The sequence below is a fragment of the Paracoccus laeviglucosivorans genome (assembly GCF_900182695.1).
In the GTDB taxonomy this organism is placed as follows: domain Bacteria; phylum Pseudomonadota; class Alphaproteobacteria; order Rhodobacterales; family Rhodobacteraceae; genus Paracoccus; species Paracoccus laeviglucosivorans.
Window position 1 is genome coordinate 50,719 of record NZ_FXTK01000004.1, and the last position, 15,589, is coordinate 66,307.

Annotated in this window: 18 protein-coding genes; 10 read left to right on the forward strand and 8 right to left on the reverse strand. The window is 63.5% G+C overall.

The window, feature by feature from the left end:
• Window positions 1-11 precede the first annotated feature (11 nt).
• Entirely contained in the window at window positions 12-833 is an 822-nt protein-coding gene (locus tag FN835_RS05815) for a GNAT family N-acetyltransferase (protein ID WP_142662269.1), read from the forward strand.
• On the opposite strand, the gene FN835_RS05820 is transcribed toward FN835_RS05815, so the two are convergent.
• The 6 genes from FN835_RS05820 to alr form a co-directional block, all read right to left on the reverse strand.
• Window positions 830-1,738 (reverse strand): CBS domain-containing protein, encoded by a 909-nt coding sequence (locus FN835_RS05820; RefSeq protein WP_142662270.1) that lies wholly within the window; start codon window positions 1,736-1,738, stop codon window positions 830-832. The two genes, FN835_RS05815 and FN835_RS05820, sit on opposite strands and share 4 nt — an antisense overlap.
• Window positions 1,735-2,250 carry an rRNA maturation RNase YbeY gene (ybeY, locus tag FN835_RS05825; protein WP_142662271.1) on the reverse strand — a complete coding sequence of 172 codons (516 nt, stop codon included), beginning with the start codon at window positions 2,248-2,250 and terminating at the stop codon, window positions 1,735-1,737. The genes FN835_RS05820 and ybeY overlap by 4 nt, the downstream gene beginning before the upstream one ends.
• On the reverse strand, window positions 2,243-3,337 hold the full coding sequence (locus tag FN835_RS05830; RefSeq protein WP_142662272.1) for a PhoH family protein: 1,095 nt from the start codon (window positions 3,335-3,337) through the stop codon (window positions 2,243-2,245). The genes ybeY and FN835_RS05830 overlap by 8 nt, the downstream gene beginning before the upstream one ends.
• 117 nt (window positions 3,338-3,454) lie before the next feature.
• Window positions 3,455-4,186, reverse strand: coding sequence for an ABC transporter ATP-binding protein (locus FN835_RS05835; RefSeq protein WP_142662273.1), 732 nt, complete (start codon window positions 4,184-4,186; stop codon window positions 3,455-3,457).
• Window positions 4,183-4,944 carry an MlaE family ABC transporter permease gene (locus tag FN835_RS05840; RefSeq protein ID WP_142662274.1) on the reverse strand — a complete coding sequence of 254 codons (762 nt, stop codon included), beginning with the start codon at window positions 4,942-4,944 and terminating at the stop codon, window positions 4,183-4,185. The genes FN835_RS05835 and FN835_RS05840 overlap by 4 nt, the downstream gene beginning before the upstream one ends.
• Window positions 4,941-5,960 carry an alanine racemase gene (gene alr, locus FN835_RS05845; protein WP_142662275.1) on the reverse strand — a complete coding sequence of 340 codons (1,020 nt, stop codon included), beginning with the start codon at window positions 5,958-5,960 and terminating at the stop codon, window positions 4,941-4,943. The genes FN835_RS05840 and alr overlap by 4 nt, the downstream gene beginning before the upstream one ends.
• Before the next feature lie 156 nt (window positions 5,961-6,116).
• On the opposite strand from alr, the gene FN835_RS05850 reads away from it, so the two are divergent.
• The 8 genes from FN835_RS05850 (at window position 6,117) to FN835_RS05880 (ending at window position 12,547) form a co-directional block, all read left to right on the forward strand.
• A complete protein-coding gene (locus FN835_RS05850) occupies window positions 6,117-7,649 on the forward strand; it encodes an acyl-CoA carboxylase subunit beta (RefSeq protein ID WP_142662276.1) in 1,533 nt (510 codons plus the stop codon).
• 10 nt (window positions 7,650-7,659) lie between these two features.
• Window positions 7,660-8,313 carry a DUF6497 family protein gene (locus FN835_RS05855; RefSeq protein WP_142662277.1) on the forward strand — a complete coding sequence of 218 codons (654 nt, stop codon included), beginning with the start codon at window positions 7,660-7,662 and terminating at the stop codon, window positions 8,311-8,313.
• 181 nt (window positions 8,314-8,494) lie between these two features.
• On the forward strand, window positions 8,495-8,632 hold the full coding sequence (locus FN835_RS21185; RefSeq protein ID WP_185958600.1) for a hypothetical protein: 138 nt from the start codon (window positions 8,495-8,497) through the stop codon (window positions 8,630-8,632).
• A 93-nt stretch (window positions 8,633-8,725) separates the two neighbouring features.
• Entirely contained in the window at window positions 8,726-9,139 is a 414-nt protein-coding gene (locus FN835_RS05860; RefSeq protein ID WP_142662278.1) for a hypothetical protein, read from the forward strand.
• Between the two features lie 130 nt (window positions 9,140-9,269).
• Window positions 9,270-9,515, forward strand: a complete 246-nt coding sequence (locus FN835_RS05865) for a hypothetical protein (RefSeq protein ID WP_142662279.1) — start codon at window positions 9,270-9,272, stop codon at window positions 9,513-9,515.
• A gap of 66 nt (window positions 9,516-9,581) precedes the next feature.
• Window positions 9,582-9,794: a YMGG-like glycine zipper-containing protein gene (locus tag FN835_RS05870; protein ID WP_142662280.1), complete on the forward strand. Its 213-nt coding sequence runs from the start codon at window positions 9,582-9,584 to the stop codon at window positions 9,792-9,794.
• A gap of 96 nt (window positions 9,795-9,890) precedes the next feature.
• Window positions 9,891-11,888, forward strand: a complete 1,998-nt coding sequence (locus FN835_RS05875; protein WP_142662281.1) for an acetyl-CoA carboxylase biotin carboxylase subunit — start codon at window positions 9,891-9,893, stop codon at window positions 11,886-11,888.
• A complete protein-coding gene (locus tag FN835_RS05880; protein ID WP_142662282.1) occupies window positions 11,885-12,547 on the forward strand; it encodes a hypothetical protein in 663 nt (220 codons plus the stop codon). The genes FN835_RS05875 and FN835_RS05880 overlap by 4 nt, the downstream gene beginning before the upstream one ends.
• Here FN835_RS05880 and FN835_RS05885 read toward each other — a convergent pair.
• Window positions 12,513-12,698 carry a hypothetical protein gene (locus FN835_RS05885; protein WP_142662283.1) on the reverse strand — a complete coding sequence of 62 codons (186 nt, stop codon included), beginning with the start codon at window positions 12,696-12,698 and terminating at the stop codon, window positions 12,513-12,515. The two genes, FN835_RS05880 and FN835_RS05885, sit on opposite strands and share 35 nt — an antisense overlap.
• A 99-nt stretch (window positions 12,699-12,797) precedes the next feature.
• Window positions 12,798-13,313, reverse strand: coding sequence for a DUF4174 domain-containing protein (locus tag FN835_RS05890; protein ID WP_142662284.1), 516 nt, complete (start codon window positions 13,311-13,313; stop codon window positions 12,798-12,800).
• Window positions 13,314-13,370: 57 nt separating this feature from the next.
• On the opposite strand from FN835_RS05890, the gene scpA reads away from it, so the two are divergent.
• Entirely contained in the window at window positions 13,371-15,515 is a 2,145-nt protein-coding gene (gene scpA / locus FN835_RS05895; protein WP_142662285.1) for a methylmalonyl-CoA mutase, read from the forward strand.
• The last annotated feature ends 74 nt before the right edge of the window (window positions 15,516-15,589 follow it).

Here is a 15,589-nt window from a genome sequence, read left to right on the forward strand (position 1 = left end):
GGGAGAGCAGAATGAGCGGCTGCGCCTGCGGGCATCATCACCACCATCACGACGATCACGATCACGACCATCAGGAAGGTCGCCCGATCCAGCTTGCGAAGCCCTTGGTCGCGCTGTCGGGCCGTCTGATCTGTCACGACATGCCGCAGATGCTGCTGGCGCTGGATCTGCTGCCCGAACATGTCGCGCTTAGCCGGGCGGAACCGGGCAACCTGCGCTTTGATCTGGCCCAGACCGATGACCCGATGATCTGGCGCCTGAATGAGCTTTTCGCGGATGACACCGCATTCGCCGCGCATCAGGCCCGCACCAAGGCCAGCCGCTGGGGCGTGGAAAGCACCGCGATCCAGCGGGATTTCCAGCGGCGCGAGGCTTTACCGCATCTGCGCCCGGAAAAAACCCGCGATGCACAGGCGATCAGCAATTTGCTGGAACTGGCTTTCGATGGCAGGGCCGAGGCTGCGCTGGTCAATGATCTGCGCCGCGATGGTGATCTGGCCTTGTCGATGGTGGCCGAGGTATCGGGCATCATCGTCGCCCATCTGGCGCTGTCGCCCTTGCGCGCCGATGGTCCGGCGCTGGCCCTGGCCCCTGTTGCGGTGCATCCCGCATTGCAGGGACGCGGCATCGGTTCGGCCATGATCCACGCCGTGCTGGCAGAGCTTGCCGATCATACGGTGGTCGTGCTGGGCGATCCGGGCTTTTACACGGGTCTGGGATTTGCGCCGGTTGAGCTGGCCTCGCCCTATGCCGGGCCGCATCTGATGGGTTTTGGCCCGACGCTGCCCAAAGGCAGCGCCATTCATCATGCAAAGGCGTTCGCCGCGCTTTAGATCTCGGTTGCGCTTTCCGGCACCGGCAGGCGCAGCCGCACCCGTTTGACGCGGCGGGGATCGGCCTCGATCACCTCGAACTCGGCACCGCTTTCATGCGGCACGATCTCGCCCTGAACCGGCACACGCCCTGTCAGCATGAAGATCAGGCCGCCCAGCGTGTCGATCTCATCTTCATCCTCGGCGGTCAGGCGCAGGCCCGTCTCACGCTCGACCGCTTCCAGCGGGACGCGGGACTGCATCAGCCACTGGCCGGGCTTTTCAAGGATCATCAGGCCGTCTTCGATCTCGTCATGCTCGTCCTCGATCTCACCGATGACCTGCTCGATCAGATCCTCGATGGTCACAAGCCCGTCCACCCCGCCATATTCGTCGATGACCATCGCCATGTGGATGCGCTTTTGCTGCATCTGCTGCAGCAAGACGCCGATCGGCATCGACGGCGGCACGTAAAGCAGGGGCCGCAGCATCGGACGCAGCATGAATTGCGGCGCGTCCGAGCCGAAGCCGTGTTTCAGCGCCAGATCTTTCAGGTGGATCAGCCCCAGCGGACTGTCCAGCGTGCCGCGAAACACCGGGATGCGCGAAAAACCGTGCTCGCGGAACATCTCGACGATTTCGGGCAGCGTCGCATTGATCGGTGCCGCAACGATTTCCGCCTTTGGGATCGCCACATCATCGACGCGCATACGCCGCAGGTTGACCATGCCAAGCGCAGGCCCGGCCCGCTCTCCGTCCCGCTGGGCCGTGTCACCGGCCTCGCTCTCGCCGCCGCCAAAGGCGCCCAGAATGCGCCCCAGAAAGCCACGAGATTGCGGGATGTCCCGCCCGTCCCCGCTGGTTCCATCCGCCCACGAGGCAGGTTCGGCAGACACGGACGTGTCGGGACTTCGGTCGTTTGTCATGTTTCCAGTTCCAGATAGGGATCGGGGATGCCCAGCTTGCCAAGGATCGAGCGTTCCGCATCCTCCATGGTCTCGGCGTCCTGATCGTCGATGTGATCGTAACCCGCAAGGTGCAGTATGGCATGCACCAAAAGATGGGTGGCGTGATCGGCAAAGGGTTTGCCCTGCGCTTCGGCTTCGCGCAGGCAGGTGTCATAGGAAATGGCAATGTCGCCCAATTCCTCGACATCGGGCAGGTCGGGTGCTGCGCCGGGGGCGCGGGCGTCGAATTCGATGGCAGGCCAGCTCAGGACGTTCGTAGCCTTGGGCTTGCCGCGAAATTCGGCGTTCAGCCCCGCGATACGTTCGTCATCGCAGCCCATGACCACGACCTGAAAGCCGGTCAGGCCCAGCCACTCGCCCACGCCCTGCGCGGCGCGTTCGGACATGCCCAGCAGATCGGCGTCGTCCCATCGCTCATCCTCGATCACCAGATCGACGATACCCGCGTGTTCGTCATCCGATTCAGGCATCGCTGCCACCCGAGGCCAGACGCGGTTCCCGGCGCGGGATGCGTTGGCCGCGTTCGTCAAACACCTCGCCGCGCGCCAAGGCCGCTTCCGCCTCGGCGTCATAGGCTTCGATGATGCGGGCGACCAGCGGGTGACGCACGACGTCCTTGGCGGTGAAATAGCTGAAGCTGATGCCCTTGACCCCTGCCAGGATTTTTTCGGCATCGGTCAGACCGGAATGGATGCCGCGCGGCAGGTCGATCTGGGTGCGGTCGCCGGTGATGACCATGCGCGACCCCTCGCCCAGACGGGTCAGGAACATCTTCATCTGCATGGTGGTGGCGTTCTGCGCCTCGTCCAGCACGACGAAGGCGTTGGCCAGTGTCCGCCCGCGCATGAAGGCCAGCGGTGCGATTTCGATGCGCTTTTCCTCCATCAGCTTCTGCATCTGCTTGCTGGGCAGGAAGTCGTTCAGCGCGTCGTAAAGCGGCTGCATGTAGGGATCGACTTTTTCCTTCATGTCGCCGGGCAGAAAACCCAGCCGCTCACCCGCCTCGACGGCGGGACGCGACAGGATGATCTTGTCGACATGGCCGCCGATCAGCATCGTCACGCCAACCGCGACCGCCAGATAGGTCTTGCCGGTGCCCGCAGGCCCGATGCCAAAGGCCAGTTCATTGGCGAACAGGTTGCGGACATATTCCTTTTGCGCGTCGGTGCGCGGCTCGACCGTTTTCTTGCGGGTGCGCAGCTCGATATGGCCGGTCTGGAACATTTCCAGCTGTTCGGCGGGCGACATCGGCTCCTGCGCCGTCTCGACCCCCATGCGAAGCGCGGCTTCGACTTCGGGCATCTCGACGTGGCGGCCCTGTTCAAGCCGGGCGTAAAGCCCGTTCAGGACTTGCGCCGCCTCGGCCTGCGCATCGGCGGGGCCGACGACGGAAAGCAGGTTGCCCCGGCGCAGGACATGGACTTTCAACGCCTCCTCGATCCGGGCGAGGTGACGGTCATGCGGGCCGCAGAGGTCGATCAGCAGCCTGTTGTCGGGGAATTCCAGCAGGGTTTCGCCGGGGTTCGCGGTCTCGGGTGTGTTTGGGGACAGGCCCAAATTCTTCTCCGGTCAGGTCGAAATTACGGGTTTATCGTCGCAACTGCGCGGGATTCGCACAAGAGGGTCCGACCACGTGGCGCGGATTTGCGCAAAGCATGGTGCAAATATATGCATTCAGCCCCCGGCATACGAGAGGCGTGCCCGCCCCGCGATAAAATCCTGAAGGTATTGGTCGGGCGCCGCGTCCATTTCCGCGACTGTTCCCTGCCAACGGATGCGCCCCCGGTCCAGCAGCGCCACCCGATCGCCAATGGCGCGGACCGAGGTCATGTCATGCGTGATCGTGATGGCCGTCGCGCCGGTTTCATCCACGATCTCGCGGATCAGGGCGTTGATCGCGGCGGCGCGGATCGGGTCCAGCCCCGTCGTCGGTTCGTCGAAAAAGATCACGCGCGGATCGTCGGCGATGGCGCGGGCCAGACCCGCGCGCTTGCGCATCCCGCCCGACAGGGCCGCAGGGTATAGATCGGCCACCTCGGGTCCAAGGCCGACGCGGGCGAGTTTCGCCACCGCCACATCGCGCGCCTGCCCCTTGGGCATGCGGCGTAGCAGGCGAAAGGCCACGTTGCGCCAGATCGGCAGGCTGTCGAACAAAGCCGCGTTCTGAAACAGCATCCCGAAACCCTGCATGAAGGCATCGCGCTGCTTTGCCAAAGGCGCGCCGCGCCACATGATCTGGCCTGCATCCGGCGTCTCCAGCCCCAGAATGCAGCGCAGCAGCACTGATTTCCCTGTCCCCGAACCGCCGATGACGACAAGACTTTCGCCCTCGGCCAAGGTCAGGTCGATGCCGTCCAGCACCTGCTTGGAGCCAAAAGATTTCGACAGGCCGCGCAGCTCGATCATCTGAAAAACAGCCCCGTCAGCAGGAAATTCGCAGCCAGAATGCCCACGGATGCCGCGACCACGGCACTGGTCGTTGCGCGCCCCACGCCTGCCGCGCCGTTGCCCGCATTCATGCCGAACCAGCAGCCCGACAGCGCGACGATGGCACCGAAAAAGCCACCCTTGACCAGCCCCGACACCACGTCCCATCTTTCCAGATAGGCCCAGCTGTTCGCGATATAGGTGGCCGAGTTGAACCCAAGCGCGTTCACCCCAACCAGCCAGCCGCCCATGATGCCGATCACATCGCCCACGCCGACCAGCACAGGCACGCACAGGATCGCGGCCCACAGGCGCGGTGATACCAGCCAGCGCATCGGGTCGGTCGAAAGCGTCACCAGCGCGTCGATCTGTTCGGTGACGCGCATCGTGCCCAGTTCCGCCGCGATGGCCGATGCCACGCGCGCCGCAACCATCAGCCCGCCCAGCACCGGGCCAAGTTCGCGAGCCATGCCGATGGCGACGATGGCCGGAACCACGTCCGACGCCTGAAACCGTGCGCCGCCGGAATGGATCTGCAAGGCCAGCGCCGCGCCGGTGAACAGCGCGGTCAGCCCCACGACCGGCAAGGACAGCCAACCGATATGCAGGATCTGCCGCGCCAGCTCAGCAGGATGGCTGCCCACCCCCACCAGACCGCGCGCGGCAAAGATCGACACCCGGCCCAGATTTCGGGTCAGCGCGATGCTGGCCCGTCCGATCAGCCGGATGGGGTTCACAGATAAGTCCGCGGGTAGCGTTGCCCCAACGAGGTCAGGATTTCATAGCCGATGGTGCCCGACCGCTCGGCCAGCGCATCGACGCCCTGCCGCGCGTTCAGGATTTCCAGCGATACCGGGATGTCGGGCAGGTCGGTCACATCGACCGTGATCAGGTCCATCGAGATGCGACCGATCACCGGGCAGGCCCGATCCCCCGCCCAAAGCTGCAGATCGCCGCCGCGTGCCAACGCGCGTGCCAGCCCGTCGGCATAGCCCGCAGCAACCGTGGCCACCCGCGACGGGCGCGTCGCGGTCCAGCTATAGCCGTAGCCCACCGATTCACCGACCCGCACCTCGCGCGTCTGGATAATGGGCAGGGCCAGCGTGACAACGGGCTGCGCATCCGCAAAGGGCAGACCGCCATACATGCCGACACCCAGCCGCACGAGGTCAAAGTGATAATCCACCCCCAGCAGCGTGCCGCCCGTGGCTGCCAGCGAAAGCGGCGCGGTCACGCCTTGGGTCATGGTGCGGAACGCGGCAAGCTGGCCCGCATTTGCCGCATGTTCGGGTTCGTCGGCGCAGGCCAGATGCGACATGACCAGCAAAGGCTCCGCGGCCAGCGCCTCGGTCCGCACGGCGGCCCATTCGCCCGGCTCAAAGCCCAAACGGTTCATGCCGCTGTCAAGCTGGATGCCGAACGGCCCGCGTGGCCGCAATGCGCGGTCACGGAAGAATTGCGCGGGGCTGTTCAGCAACGGGATCAGCCCGGTCAGATCTTCGCCCTCCATATGCCCCGACAGCACGAAAATTTGCGCATCATCGGGCAGATGCTGGCGGATCGTGCGCCCTTCGGACGCAAGCGCCACGAAGAAATCGCGCGCGCCCGCCTGATACAGCGCAGGTGCCACGCGCACCGCACCCAGACCGTAGGCGTCGGCCTTGACCACGGCCCCCGGACGCGCATCGGGTGCGCGCTCTGCAAGGGTCTTGAAATTGGCCTGAATGGCCGAAAGATCGATGATGAGTCCCATGCCCAGCGGCATGGCCCCTGCCCCGGCTTTCGTCAAGAGCTTTGCAGTTTTGCCATTTGCAGCAATTTGCGATTGCGGTGTTTGCAAATTTTCGCATTTCCGCTTTCCGCGCTGCAGCGCGCGCTTTAACCTGCACCAAACGCTGGAGGAGACCACATGAAGGACATCCTTGGAGAACTTGAAGCCCGCCGCCGCGACGCACGTCTGGGTGGAGGGCAGCGTCGCATCGACGCCCAGCACGCCCGCGGCAAACTGACAGCGCGCGAACGGCTGGAGCTTTTGCTGGACGAAGGTTCCTTCGAGGAATTCGACATGTTCGTGCGCCACCGCTCGACCGATTTCGGGATCGATGCGGACCGGCCCTATGGCGACGGCGTGGTGACCGGCTGGGGCACGATCAACGGGCGTCTGGTCTATGTGTTTTCGCAGGATTTCACCGTATTCGGCGGGTCATTGTCCGAAACCCACGCGCAGAAAATCTGCAAGATCATGGACATGGCACTGCAAAACGGAGCGCCGGTCATCGGCCTGAACGATTCGGGCGGCGCACGCATTCAGGAAGGCGTGGCTTCGCTTGCAGGTTATGCCGATGTGTTCCAGCGCAACGTGCTGGCATCCGGCGTGGTGCCGCAGATTTCGGTCATCATGGGGCCATGCGCCGGCGGCGCGGTCTATTCGCCCGCCATGACCGACTTCATCTTTATGGTGAAAGACAGCAGCTATATGTTCGTGACCGGCCCCGATGTGGTCAAGACGGTGACGAACGAGGTGGTGACGGCGGAACAATTGGGCGGCGCGTCCACGCATACGAAGAAATCCTCGGTTGCGGATGGCGCGTTCGAAAACGACGTTGAGGCGATGACCGAGGTGCGCCGTCTGGTCGATCTGCTGCCGCTGAACAACCGCGAAAAGGCCCCGACCCGGCCATTCTTTGACGATCCGCAGCGGGTGGAACCCAGTCTTGATACGCTGATCCCCGATAACCCCAACCAGCCCTATGACATGAAGGAACTGATCCTGAAGGTCGCGGATGAAGGCGATTTCTACGAGATCCAAAAGGATTTCGCTGCCAACATCATCACCGGCTTCATCCGGCTGGAGGGTCAGACCGTTGGCGTCGTCGCGAACCAGCCCATGGTGCTGGCGGGCTGTCTGGACATCGATTCCAGCCGCAAAGCCGCGCGGTTCGTGCGCTTCTGCGATGCGTTCGAAATTCCGATCCTGACGCTGGTCGATGTGCCGGGCTTCCTGCCGGGGACCGATCAGGAATATGGCGGCGTCATCAAGCACGGCGCGAAACTGCTGTTTGCCTATGGCGAGGCGACGGTCCCCAAGGTCACGGTCATCACCCGCAAGGCCTATGGCGGGGCGTATGACGTGATGTCGTCGAAACATTTGCGCGGTGATTTCAACTATGCGTGGCCCACGGCGGAAATCGCAGTGATGGGGGCCAAGGGCGCGGTCGAAATCCTTTATCGCAGCGAACTTGGCGATGCCGAAAAGATCGCCGCCCGCACCAAGGATTATGAAAATCGCTTTGCCAACCCCTTCGTCGCTGCCGAAAAGGGCTTCATCGATGAGGTGATCCAGCCCCGCTCGACCCGCCGCCGCGTGGCGCGCGCTTTCGCCAGCCTGCGCGGCAAGCGTCTGACGAACCCATGGAAAAAACACGATAATATCCCGCTTTGATCATTGACCCATGCCCGACATCCGCCTGTCCGCCGCATTCCTGACCCTGAGCTGCCTTGCCCCGCCCGCCGGGGCCGAGGTTGTCGTGGGCATGGCGATCAAACTGCCCTCGGGGGCAGAGGCGCAATGGATCGAGACGCGGCAGGACGATTCCGGCGGCAACGGACTGACCTATCGGTTTCGCTTCGTGATGCCCGATCTGGCGCAGCGCGTGCCTTCGACCAGCGGCCCTGCATCCGAGACGGACGATGTGCTTGAGGAAGGTGGTTCGGTCGATATCGACACAGAAACCGGCGACGTGACGATCAGCGGCGCGCCCGCTGCCGTCGAACCCGATGCCGACGTCACGATCTCGACCAGCGATGCAGGCGATGCCGAAGCGGATGCCGACGAAGCCGAGGCGGATGCGATGCTGGACGACCCGGCCCTGCCCGCCGCGCCCGATGTTCTGGCCAAGGATCCCGTTCACGAAGATGTGGTCTGGCTATGCGAAAACTGGGTGCTGCCGCGCGTCGTTGGCGGCACGCCCCGCCCCGGCCAGATCGTCATCAGCATATCGGATAAGGAAGTGCCCTTTGGCGCCTATGACCCCGATGCGCTTCAGCTTTTCGAGGCGTTTCGCCTGCCCGCCGATCGCGACAGCTGCCAATGGGAGCCTTGGTGATGGCAGAATTCCGCGCTGATGCAAGGCTGCCACAGGCAAGGACGGGCCGCAGCCGCGCAGGCGGGGTTGCCTGTGCCATTTCTGCCCGTATGTCTATGATTTCGCCTCGGTCGCATAACGCGGCCGAATCTCAACCGAGCAGTCGGGACTTTGCAGTCCCGTCCCACAGGAGCACGACACAATGTCGAAGAAACTCGCCCTCGCACTCGTCCTCGTCGGCCTCGCAGCAGCTTGCGCCAAGAAAGAACCGGAAGTCGTCGCCCCGGCTCCGGTCGTTTCGCCCGAACCCGTCTTCCAAGGCAAATACGGCGCCAACTAAGCCGTTTGCCGAGCGCGGGCTGCGTGGCGGCCCGCGCCCATCGCGCCCGCCCCGACCCGCGCTTGAACACTGCATTCAAGAACGGGGCACGACATGCTGAAGCATCGCGGCTTTCCGGGCCGCCTTCCCGGAACAGATTTCCAATTCACCATCCGCCGCGCCAATAAAAAGGGCGCCACACCTATCGTCAGACGCGAGCGCTTTCGCGACCGCAAGGCCCCCGACAAGCGCGCCGATGCAGGCTTCATGGCGGCCCTGATCCAGTGCTTCGGCGATGAGCCGTTCGAGCGCGGCAATCTTGACGCCGGACGGCTGTCCTGGCTGATCGGCCGCGAGGTCCAGCCGGTCGGAAAACTGAACCCCACCGATTACGAACAGATGTTGCGCGTGGACATGAAACGCGCCGAGGCAAGCTTTCCCGAACTCTTTGCCGCAGAGCCCGAACAATTCGACTGGGACGATGTCGATTGGGGCGATGACGACGACTGGGACGAGGACGAAGATTGATGGGCGGATTGCCGCGTAGCCTTGCATTTTCACATCGTTGTCAGTTTCTTCTGACAAATCACCGTGCAATATTGCCTGCATCGTCACAACTCGCGGCCCGTCTGCGGGCGCATAAAACAGGCAAAGAGCTATGCAAAAATCCGTCATCCTCCGTCTCTCTGGCGCCGTCCTTCTGGTCGCTGGCCTTGCCGCTTGTGAAAGCAACGGCTACGGCGGCTCGACCCTGTCGCCGGACGCGCAACGCGCAGCTGGCGGCGCGCTGGCAGGTGCGGCTGTCGCCAAGATCATCGACGGCGATGTGGGCACCGGTGCCCTTATCGGTGCGGCTGGCGGCGCCCTGTGCGACGACGCCGGCGTTTGCCAGCGTCGCTACTGATCCCTGCAACCGGATCGACCGTCGCGCGTTTCAACCGCAGATGGTCGATCATAAGGAAATCGCAAGATGTCCAAGAAGCTTATCCTTGTTCTGGGCCTCGGGCTCACCGGCCTTGCAGGCTGCACCCAAGGCATCAACCCGACCGACACCGACCGCGCGCTTATCGGTGCGGGCACGGGTGCGGTCATCGCTGACCTGTCGGGCCACAGCGCCATCAAAGGCGCAGCCGTCGGCGCTGCCGCTGGCGCGCTTTGCAACGACGTGCGTCTGTGCCAGTGATCTGACCGGCGCATCACGCGCGGTCACGTCTTCAAGCCGTCCCGGTCATGCACCGGGGCGGTTTTTTCATGTCTGAATAGCTATGGAGGAAGCAGCTTGTTCCAGAAGATCCTGATCGCCAATCGCGGCGAAATCGCCTGCCGCGTCATCAAGACCGCCCGCAAGATGGGGATCAGGACCGTCGCCGTCTATTCCGACGCCGACCGGAACGCGCTGCATGTTAAAATGGCCGATGAGGCGGTCCATATCGGGGCCGCGCCTGCCAGCCAGTCCTATATCGTGATCGACAAGATCATGGACGCGATCCGCCAGACCGGCGCGCAGGCAGTTCATCCCGGCTATGGTTTCCTGTCCGAAAACATGAAATTCGCCGAGGCGCTGGAACGCGAAGGCGTGGCCTTTATCGGTCCGCCTTCACCCGCGATCGAGGCGATGGGCGACAAGATCACCTCGAAAAAGCTGGCTCAGGCGGCAGGTGTCAGCACGGTTCCCGGCTATATGGGCCTTATCGCCGACGCCGAGGAAGCTGTCCGCATCTCGAACCAGATCGGCTATCCGGTGATGATCAAGGCCAGCGCGGGCGGCGGCGGCAAAGGGATGCGCATCGCCTGGACCGATCAGGAAGCGCGCGAGGGTTTCCAGTCGTCCAAGAACGAAGCGGCAGCGAGCTTTGGCGACGACCGCATATTCATTGAGAAATTCGTGACCCAGCCGCGCCATATCGAAATTCAGGTGCTGGCCGACAGTCATGGCAATTGCGTCTATCTGCATGAACGCGAATGCTCGATCCAGCGCCGGAACCAGAAGGTGATCGAAGAAGCCCCCTCGCCGTTTCTGGACGAGGCGACGCGGCGCGCAATGGGCGAACAGGCCTGCGCGCTGGCCCGCGCCGTGGGCTATACCAGCGCAGGCACCGTGGAATTCATCGTCGATGGCGACCGGAATTTCTATTTCCTTGAGATGAACACCCGGCTGCAGGTCGAACATCCCGTGACCGAGCTGATCACCGGCATTGATCTGGTCGAACAGATGATCCGCGTCGCCAATGGCGAGGCACTGCCCTTTGCCCAGTCCGATCTGAAGATCAACGGCTGGGCGATGGAAAGCCGCCTTTACGCCGAAGACCCCTATCGCAACTTCCTGCCCTCGATCGGGCGGCTGACGCGCTATCGCCCGCCTGCCGAGGTCGCGGCCCCCACGCATGTCGTGCGCAACGATACCGGCGTCTATGAAGGCGGCGAGATCAGCATGTATTACGATCCGATGATCGCCAAGCTATGCACATGGGCCCCCACGCGCGGCGATGCCATCGAACGGATGCGGCAGGCGCTGGACGAATTCGAGGTCGAGGGGATCGGGCACAACCTACCCTTCCTGTCGGCGGTGATGGATCATCCCAAATTCGTGTCGGGCGAGATTTCCACGGCCTTCATCGCCGAGGAATATCCCGAAGGTTTCATGGGCGCGACCCCGCCCGATACGCAGCTTGCCCGCATCGCGGCGGCGGCAGCGGCCATGCATCGCGTGGCCGAAATCCGGCGGGCGCGCATCTCGGGGCGGCTGGACAATCACGAACGCCACGTGGGCGAACATTGGATGGTGACGGTCGCAGGGCGCGAAATCCCGGTGCGGATCACGGCCGATCGCCAAGGCTCCACCGTCGAGTTGCAGGACGCCAAGCTGCGCGTCGAAAGCGACTGGCTGCCGGGTCAGACGCTGGCGCGGCTGTCGGTCGATGGCACGCCCTTGGTGATGAAGGTGGACCGCCTGCCATCAGGCTTTCGGCTGCGGCTGCGGGGGGCGGACCTGAAATGCTATGTCCGCCGTCCGCGCGCGGCGGAACTGGCACGGCTGATGCCGGAAAAGCTGCCGCCCGATACCTCGAAATTCCTGCTATGCCCGATGCCCGGCCTTGTCGTGTGCATAAACGTCGCTGCTGGCGACGAGGTGCAGGAAGGTCAGGCGTTGGCCACAGTCGAGGCGATGAAGATGGAAAACATCCTGCGCGCCGAGAAAAGGGCCGTCGTGAAATCCGTGAATGCCGAGCCGGGCGCCAGTCTGAAGGTCGATGACGTCATTATCGAGTTCGAATGACCCCCTATCTGGACAGTTTCCTCAGCCCGCATGCGCAGCAGGGCATCATCGCGGGCCTGTTCATCGCCGTGGGCTGGATCGTGGCCGCGCGTCAGAACCGCAACCGCGAGGGCAAGCAGCGCGGCGAGCGCAGCCGCGACATCCAGCGCGCACTGCTGGCCGAAATCCGGGCGCATGTCGCGACGCTAGAGGCGCAGCGCATGGACGAGGCCGCGCTGCGCACCATTCTGGCGGGCGACCATGTGCCGGTGATCCCGAAGCAGGCAAACGACCGCATCTATGTCACCGTCCTGAAGGATGTGCACCTGCTGCCCGAGCTGATCATCGACCCGGTCGTTACCTATTATCGCCAGATCGCGATGATGGGCGCTTTCGCCGAAGCGCTGGAGAAACAGGCCGAAAAGGACCGCGCGCGCGCGATCGGCATGTTCGTGGACTATCTGGAGATGACCGAGGCGGCGCGGGAAAGCGGCCAAGAGGCGATGCGCCTGCTTATGACCAGCGTGTTTCTGGGCGAGGAAGCGCTGCGCCAGGCGCATGAAAAGGAGCGTGAGGCGCTGCTGGCCGATATTGCGCGACTGCCTGCGACCCTGCCCGCCGAACTGGCGGAACTGCGTGACAGACTTAATAGGCGATCTTCGGGCCGGAGCGACCCTTGATGGGCTTCAACCCGACAATCAGCGCCATTTCATTGGCCGTCCGGGCGGCGCGCAGGCGTTCTACCAACTGCTCTGTGGCCCGGTCCAGCGGGCGCGGCTTCGACATGGCCGAGGGTTCGGTCACGGGCGCGGACTGCGATTTACTGGACATGACGGACCTCCGTGGATGCGGGCGGCACGACCACCCTGCCTTAAAGATAGTGTGCCGCAGGCCGCGCCGCAATGAAACTGTGGCAATTCGCGACAGAATTTACGGCAGCCGTGCCCGCCCGATTTCCTGCAAGCGCAGCGGGAACTTGTCGATGGCGCGCGAAATCTCTCGGACCGACCACGGCGCAGGCTTGCGTTGCTTGACCTGCCCGTCCTTGTCCAGCAGCACCAGCGAAAAGCCCTCGGGGCGCAATTGCCGTCGCCAGACGGTATTCGCGGCGGGATCGCTGTCGGTCACCACCACCACGTCGCGCAGGTTCAGCGCCACGCTGTCGCGTTCCAACATGCGGATCTGGTCCGAAAATGCCGGATCGGCTGCAGAATCGGCAAACACCACGACGGGCCGCGCCTGCCACAGGAATTCCTGCGGATCGGCCTCGGACGCGGGCAGGATACGCAATTCGCGCGCGTTGCCCGCATCACTGGGACTGTTGTCGGAACGCGCCGCCGGAACCTCGCCACGCACATATGGCTGGTGGCCGTCGCCCTCGGGGCGTGCGCCCATGGCTGCGACCAGCGGCACCATTGCAAGAAAGATCAACCGTTTCAGTTTCATCGCTCCCCCGTCTATGCCTTCATATAGGGGCGAAGCGGCCATGCGAAAGGATGCAAAATGAACGAACGCACCAAAGCCGGCTTTGAAACATGGCAAAAGCTTGCCAGCCGTGAGCTGAAAGGCGCATCCCCCGACACCCTGAACTGGCAGACGCTGGAGGGGATCGAGGTGAAGCCCTTGTATACCGAGGCCGATGTGGCAGACCTGCCCCATCTTGGCAGCCTGCCGGGGATCGAGCCCTATACCCGCGGCCCCCGCGCCACGATGTATGCGGGCAGACCGTGGACAATCCGGCAATATGCGGGCTTTTCGACCGCCGAGGAATCGAATGCCTTTTATCGCCGCGCACTTGCGGCGGGACAGCAGGGCGTTTCCGTGGCCTTCGATCTGGCGACGCATCGCGGCTATGACAGCGACCACCCCCGCGTCGAAGGCGATGTCGGCAAGGCAGGCGTGGCCATCGACAGCGTCGAGGACATGAAGATCCTGTTCGACGGCATTCCGCTGGATCAAGTTTCCGTGTCCATGACGATGAACGGCGCAGTGATCCCTATTCTGGCCAATTTCATCGTCACGGGCGAAGAACAGGGCCATGACCGTTCCGTGCTGTCGGGCACGATCCAGAACGACATCCTGAAGGAATTCATGGTGCGGAACACCTATATCTATCCGCCCGAACCTTCGATGCGCATCATCGCGGACATCATCGAATATACCAGCAATGAGATGCCCAAGTTCAATTCGATCTCGATCTCGGGCTATCACATGCAGGAGGCGGGCGCGAACCTCGTCCAGGAACTTGCCTATACCTTGGCGGATGGGCGCGAATATGTCCGCGCGGCGCTGAAGGCCGGGATGGACGTGGACCAGTTCGCGGGCCGTCTGTCGTTTTTCTTTGCCATCGGCATGAATTTCTTCATGGAGGCCGCGAAGCTGCGCGCCGCGCGTCTGCTGTGGACGCGGATCATGCGCGAATTCAACCCGCAGAAGCCCGGCAGCCTGATGCTGCGCACGCATTGCCAGACCTCGGGCGTGTCACTGCAAGAACAGGATCCCTATAACAACGTCATCCGCACCGCCTATGAGGCGATGGCGGCGGCGCTGGGGGGCACGCAATCGCTGCACACCAATGCGCTGGACGAGGCGATTGCCCTGCCCACCGAATTCAGCGCCCGGATCGCGCGGAACACCCAGCTGATCCTGCAGGAAGAAACCGGCATCACCCATGTCGTCGATCCGCTGGCGGGTTCCTATTACGTCGAAAGCCTGACGCACGAACTGGCCGAAAAGGCCTGGGCGCTGATCGAGGAAGTCGAGGAGATGGGCGGCATGACCAAGGCCGTCGCATCCGGTATGCCCAAGCTGCGGATCGAGGAGACGGCAGCGCGGCGTCAGGCCCAGATCGACCGGGGCGAGGATGTGATCGTCGGCGTCAACAAATACAAGCTGGCGCAGCAGGATCCGATCGACATTCTGGACATCGACAATTTCGCGGTGCGCGATGCCCAGATCGCCCGGCTGAAACATATCCGCGCGACCCGCGACCAAGTGGCCTGCGACGCGGCACTGCTAGAACTGGGGCGGCGCACGGTCGAGGGCGGCAACCTGCTGGAAGCGGCGGTCGAATGCGCCCGCGCCCGCGCCAGCGTCGGTGAGATCAGTCTGGCGATGGAAGGCACGTTCGGGCGTCACAGGGCAGAGGTGAAGACCTTGGCAGGAGTTTACGGCAGCGCCTATGAGGGCGATGAGGAATTCGCGCAGATCCAGCGCGACGTCGAGGCTTTCGCCGAGGAGGAAGGCCGCCGTCCCCGGATGCTGGTCGTCAAGATGGGTCAGGACGGTCATGATCGCGGTGCCAAGGTCATTGCCACCGCATTTGCCGATATAGGCTTTGACGTGGATGTGGGCCCGCTGTTCCAGACACCCGAGGAAGCCGCGCAGGACGCGGTGGACAATGACGTGCACGTGGTGGGCATCTCATCGCAGGCGGCAGGTCACAAGACGCTGGCGCCAAAGCTGATCGCCGCACTGAAGGAACAGGGTGCCGGGGAAATACTGGTGATCTGCGGCGGTGTCATTCCGCAGCAGGATTATGAGTTCCTGAAGAAAGCCGGGGTCAAGGCGATCTTTGGACCGGGGACCAATATCCCTTCGGCGGCGCGCGACATCCTGACCCTGATCCGCGCAGCGCGTCCGGTTTGATCGCCGCTCTTGCGGTTGGCCTTGCATGGGTATTTGAAGAACTGAGAAATCATCTGCCGCGCGGGGAACCGGGC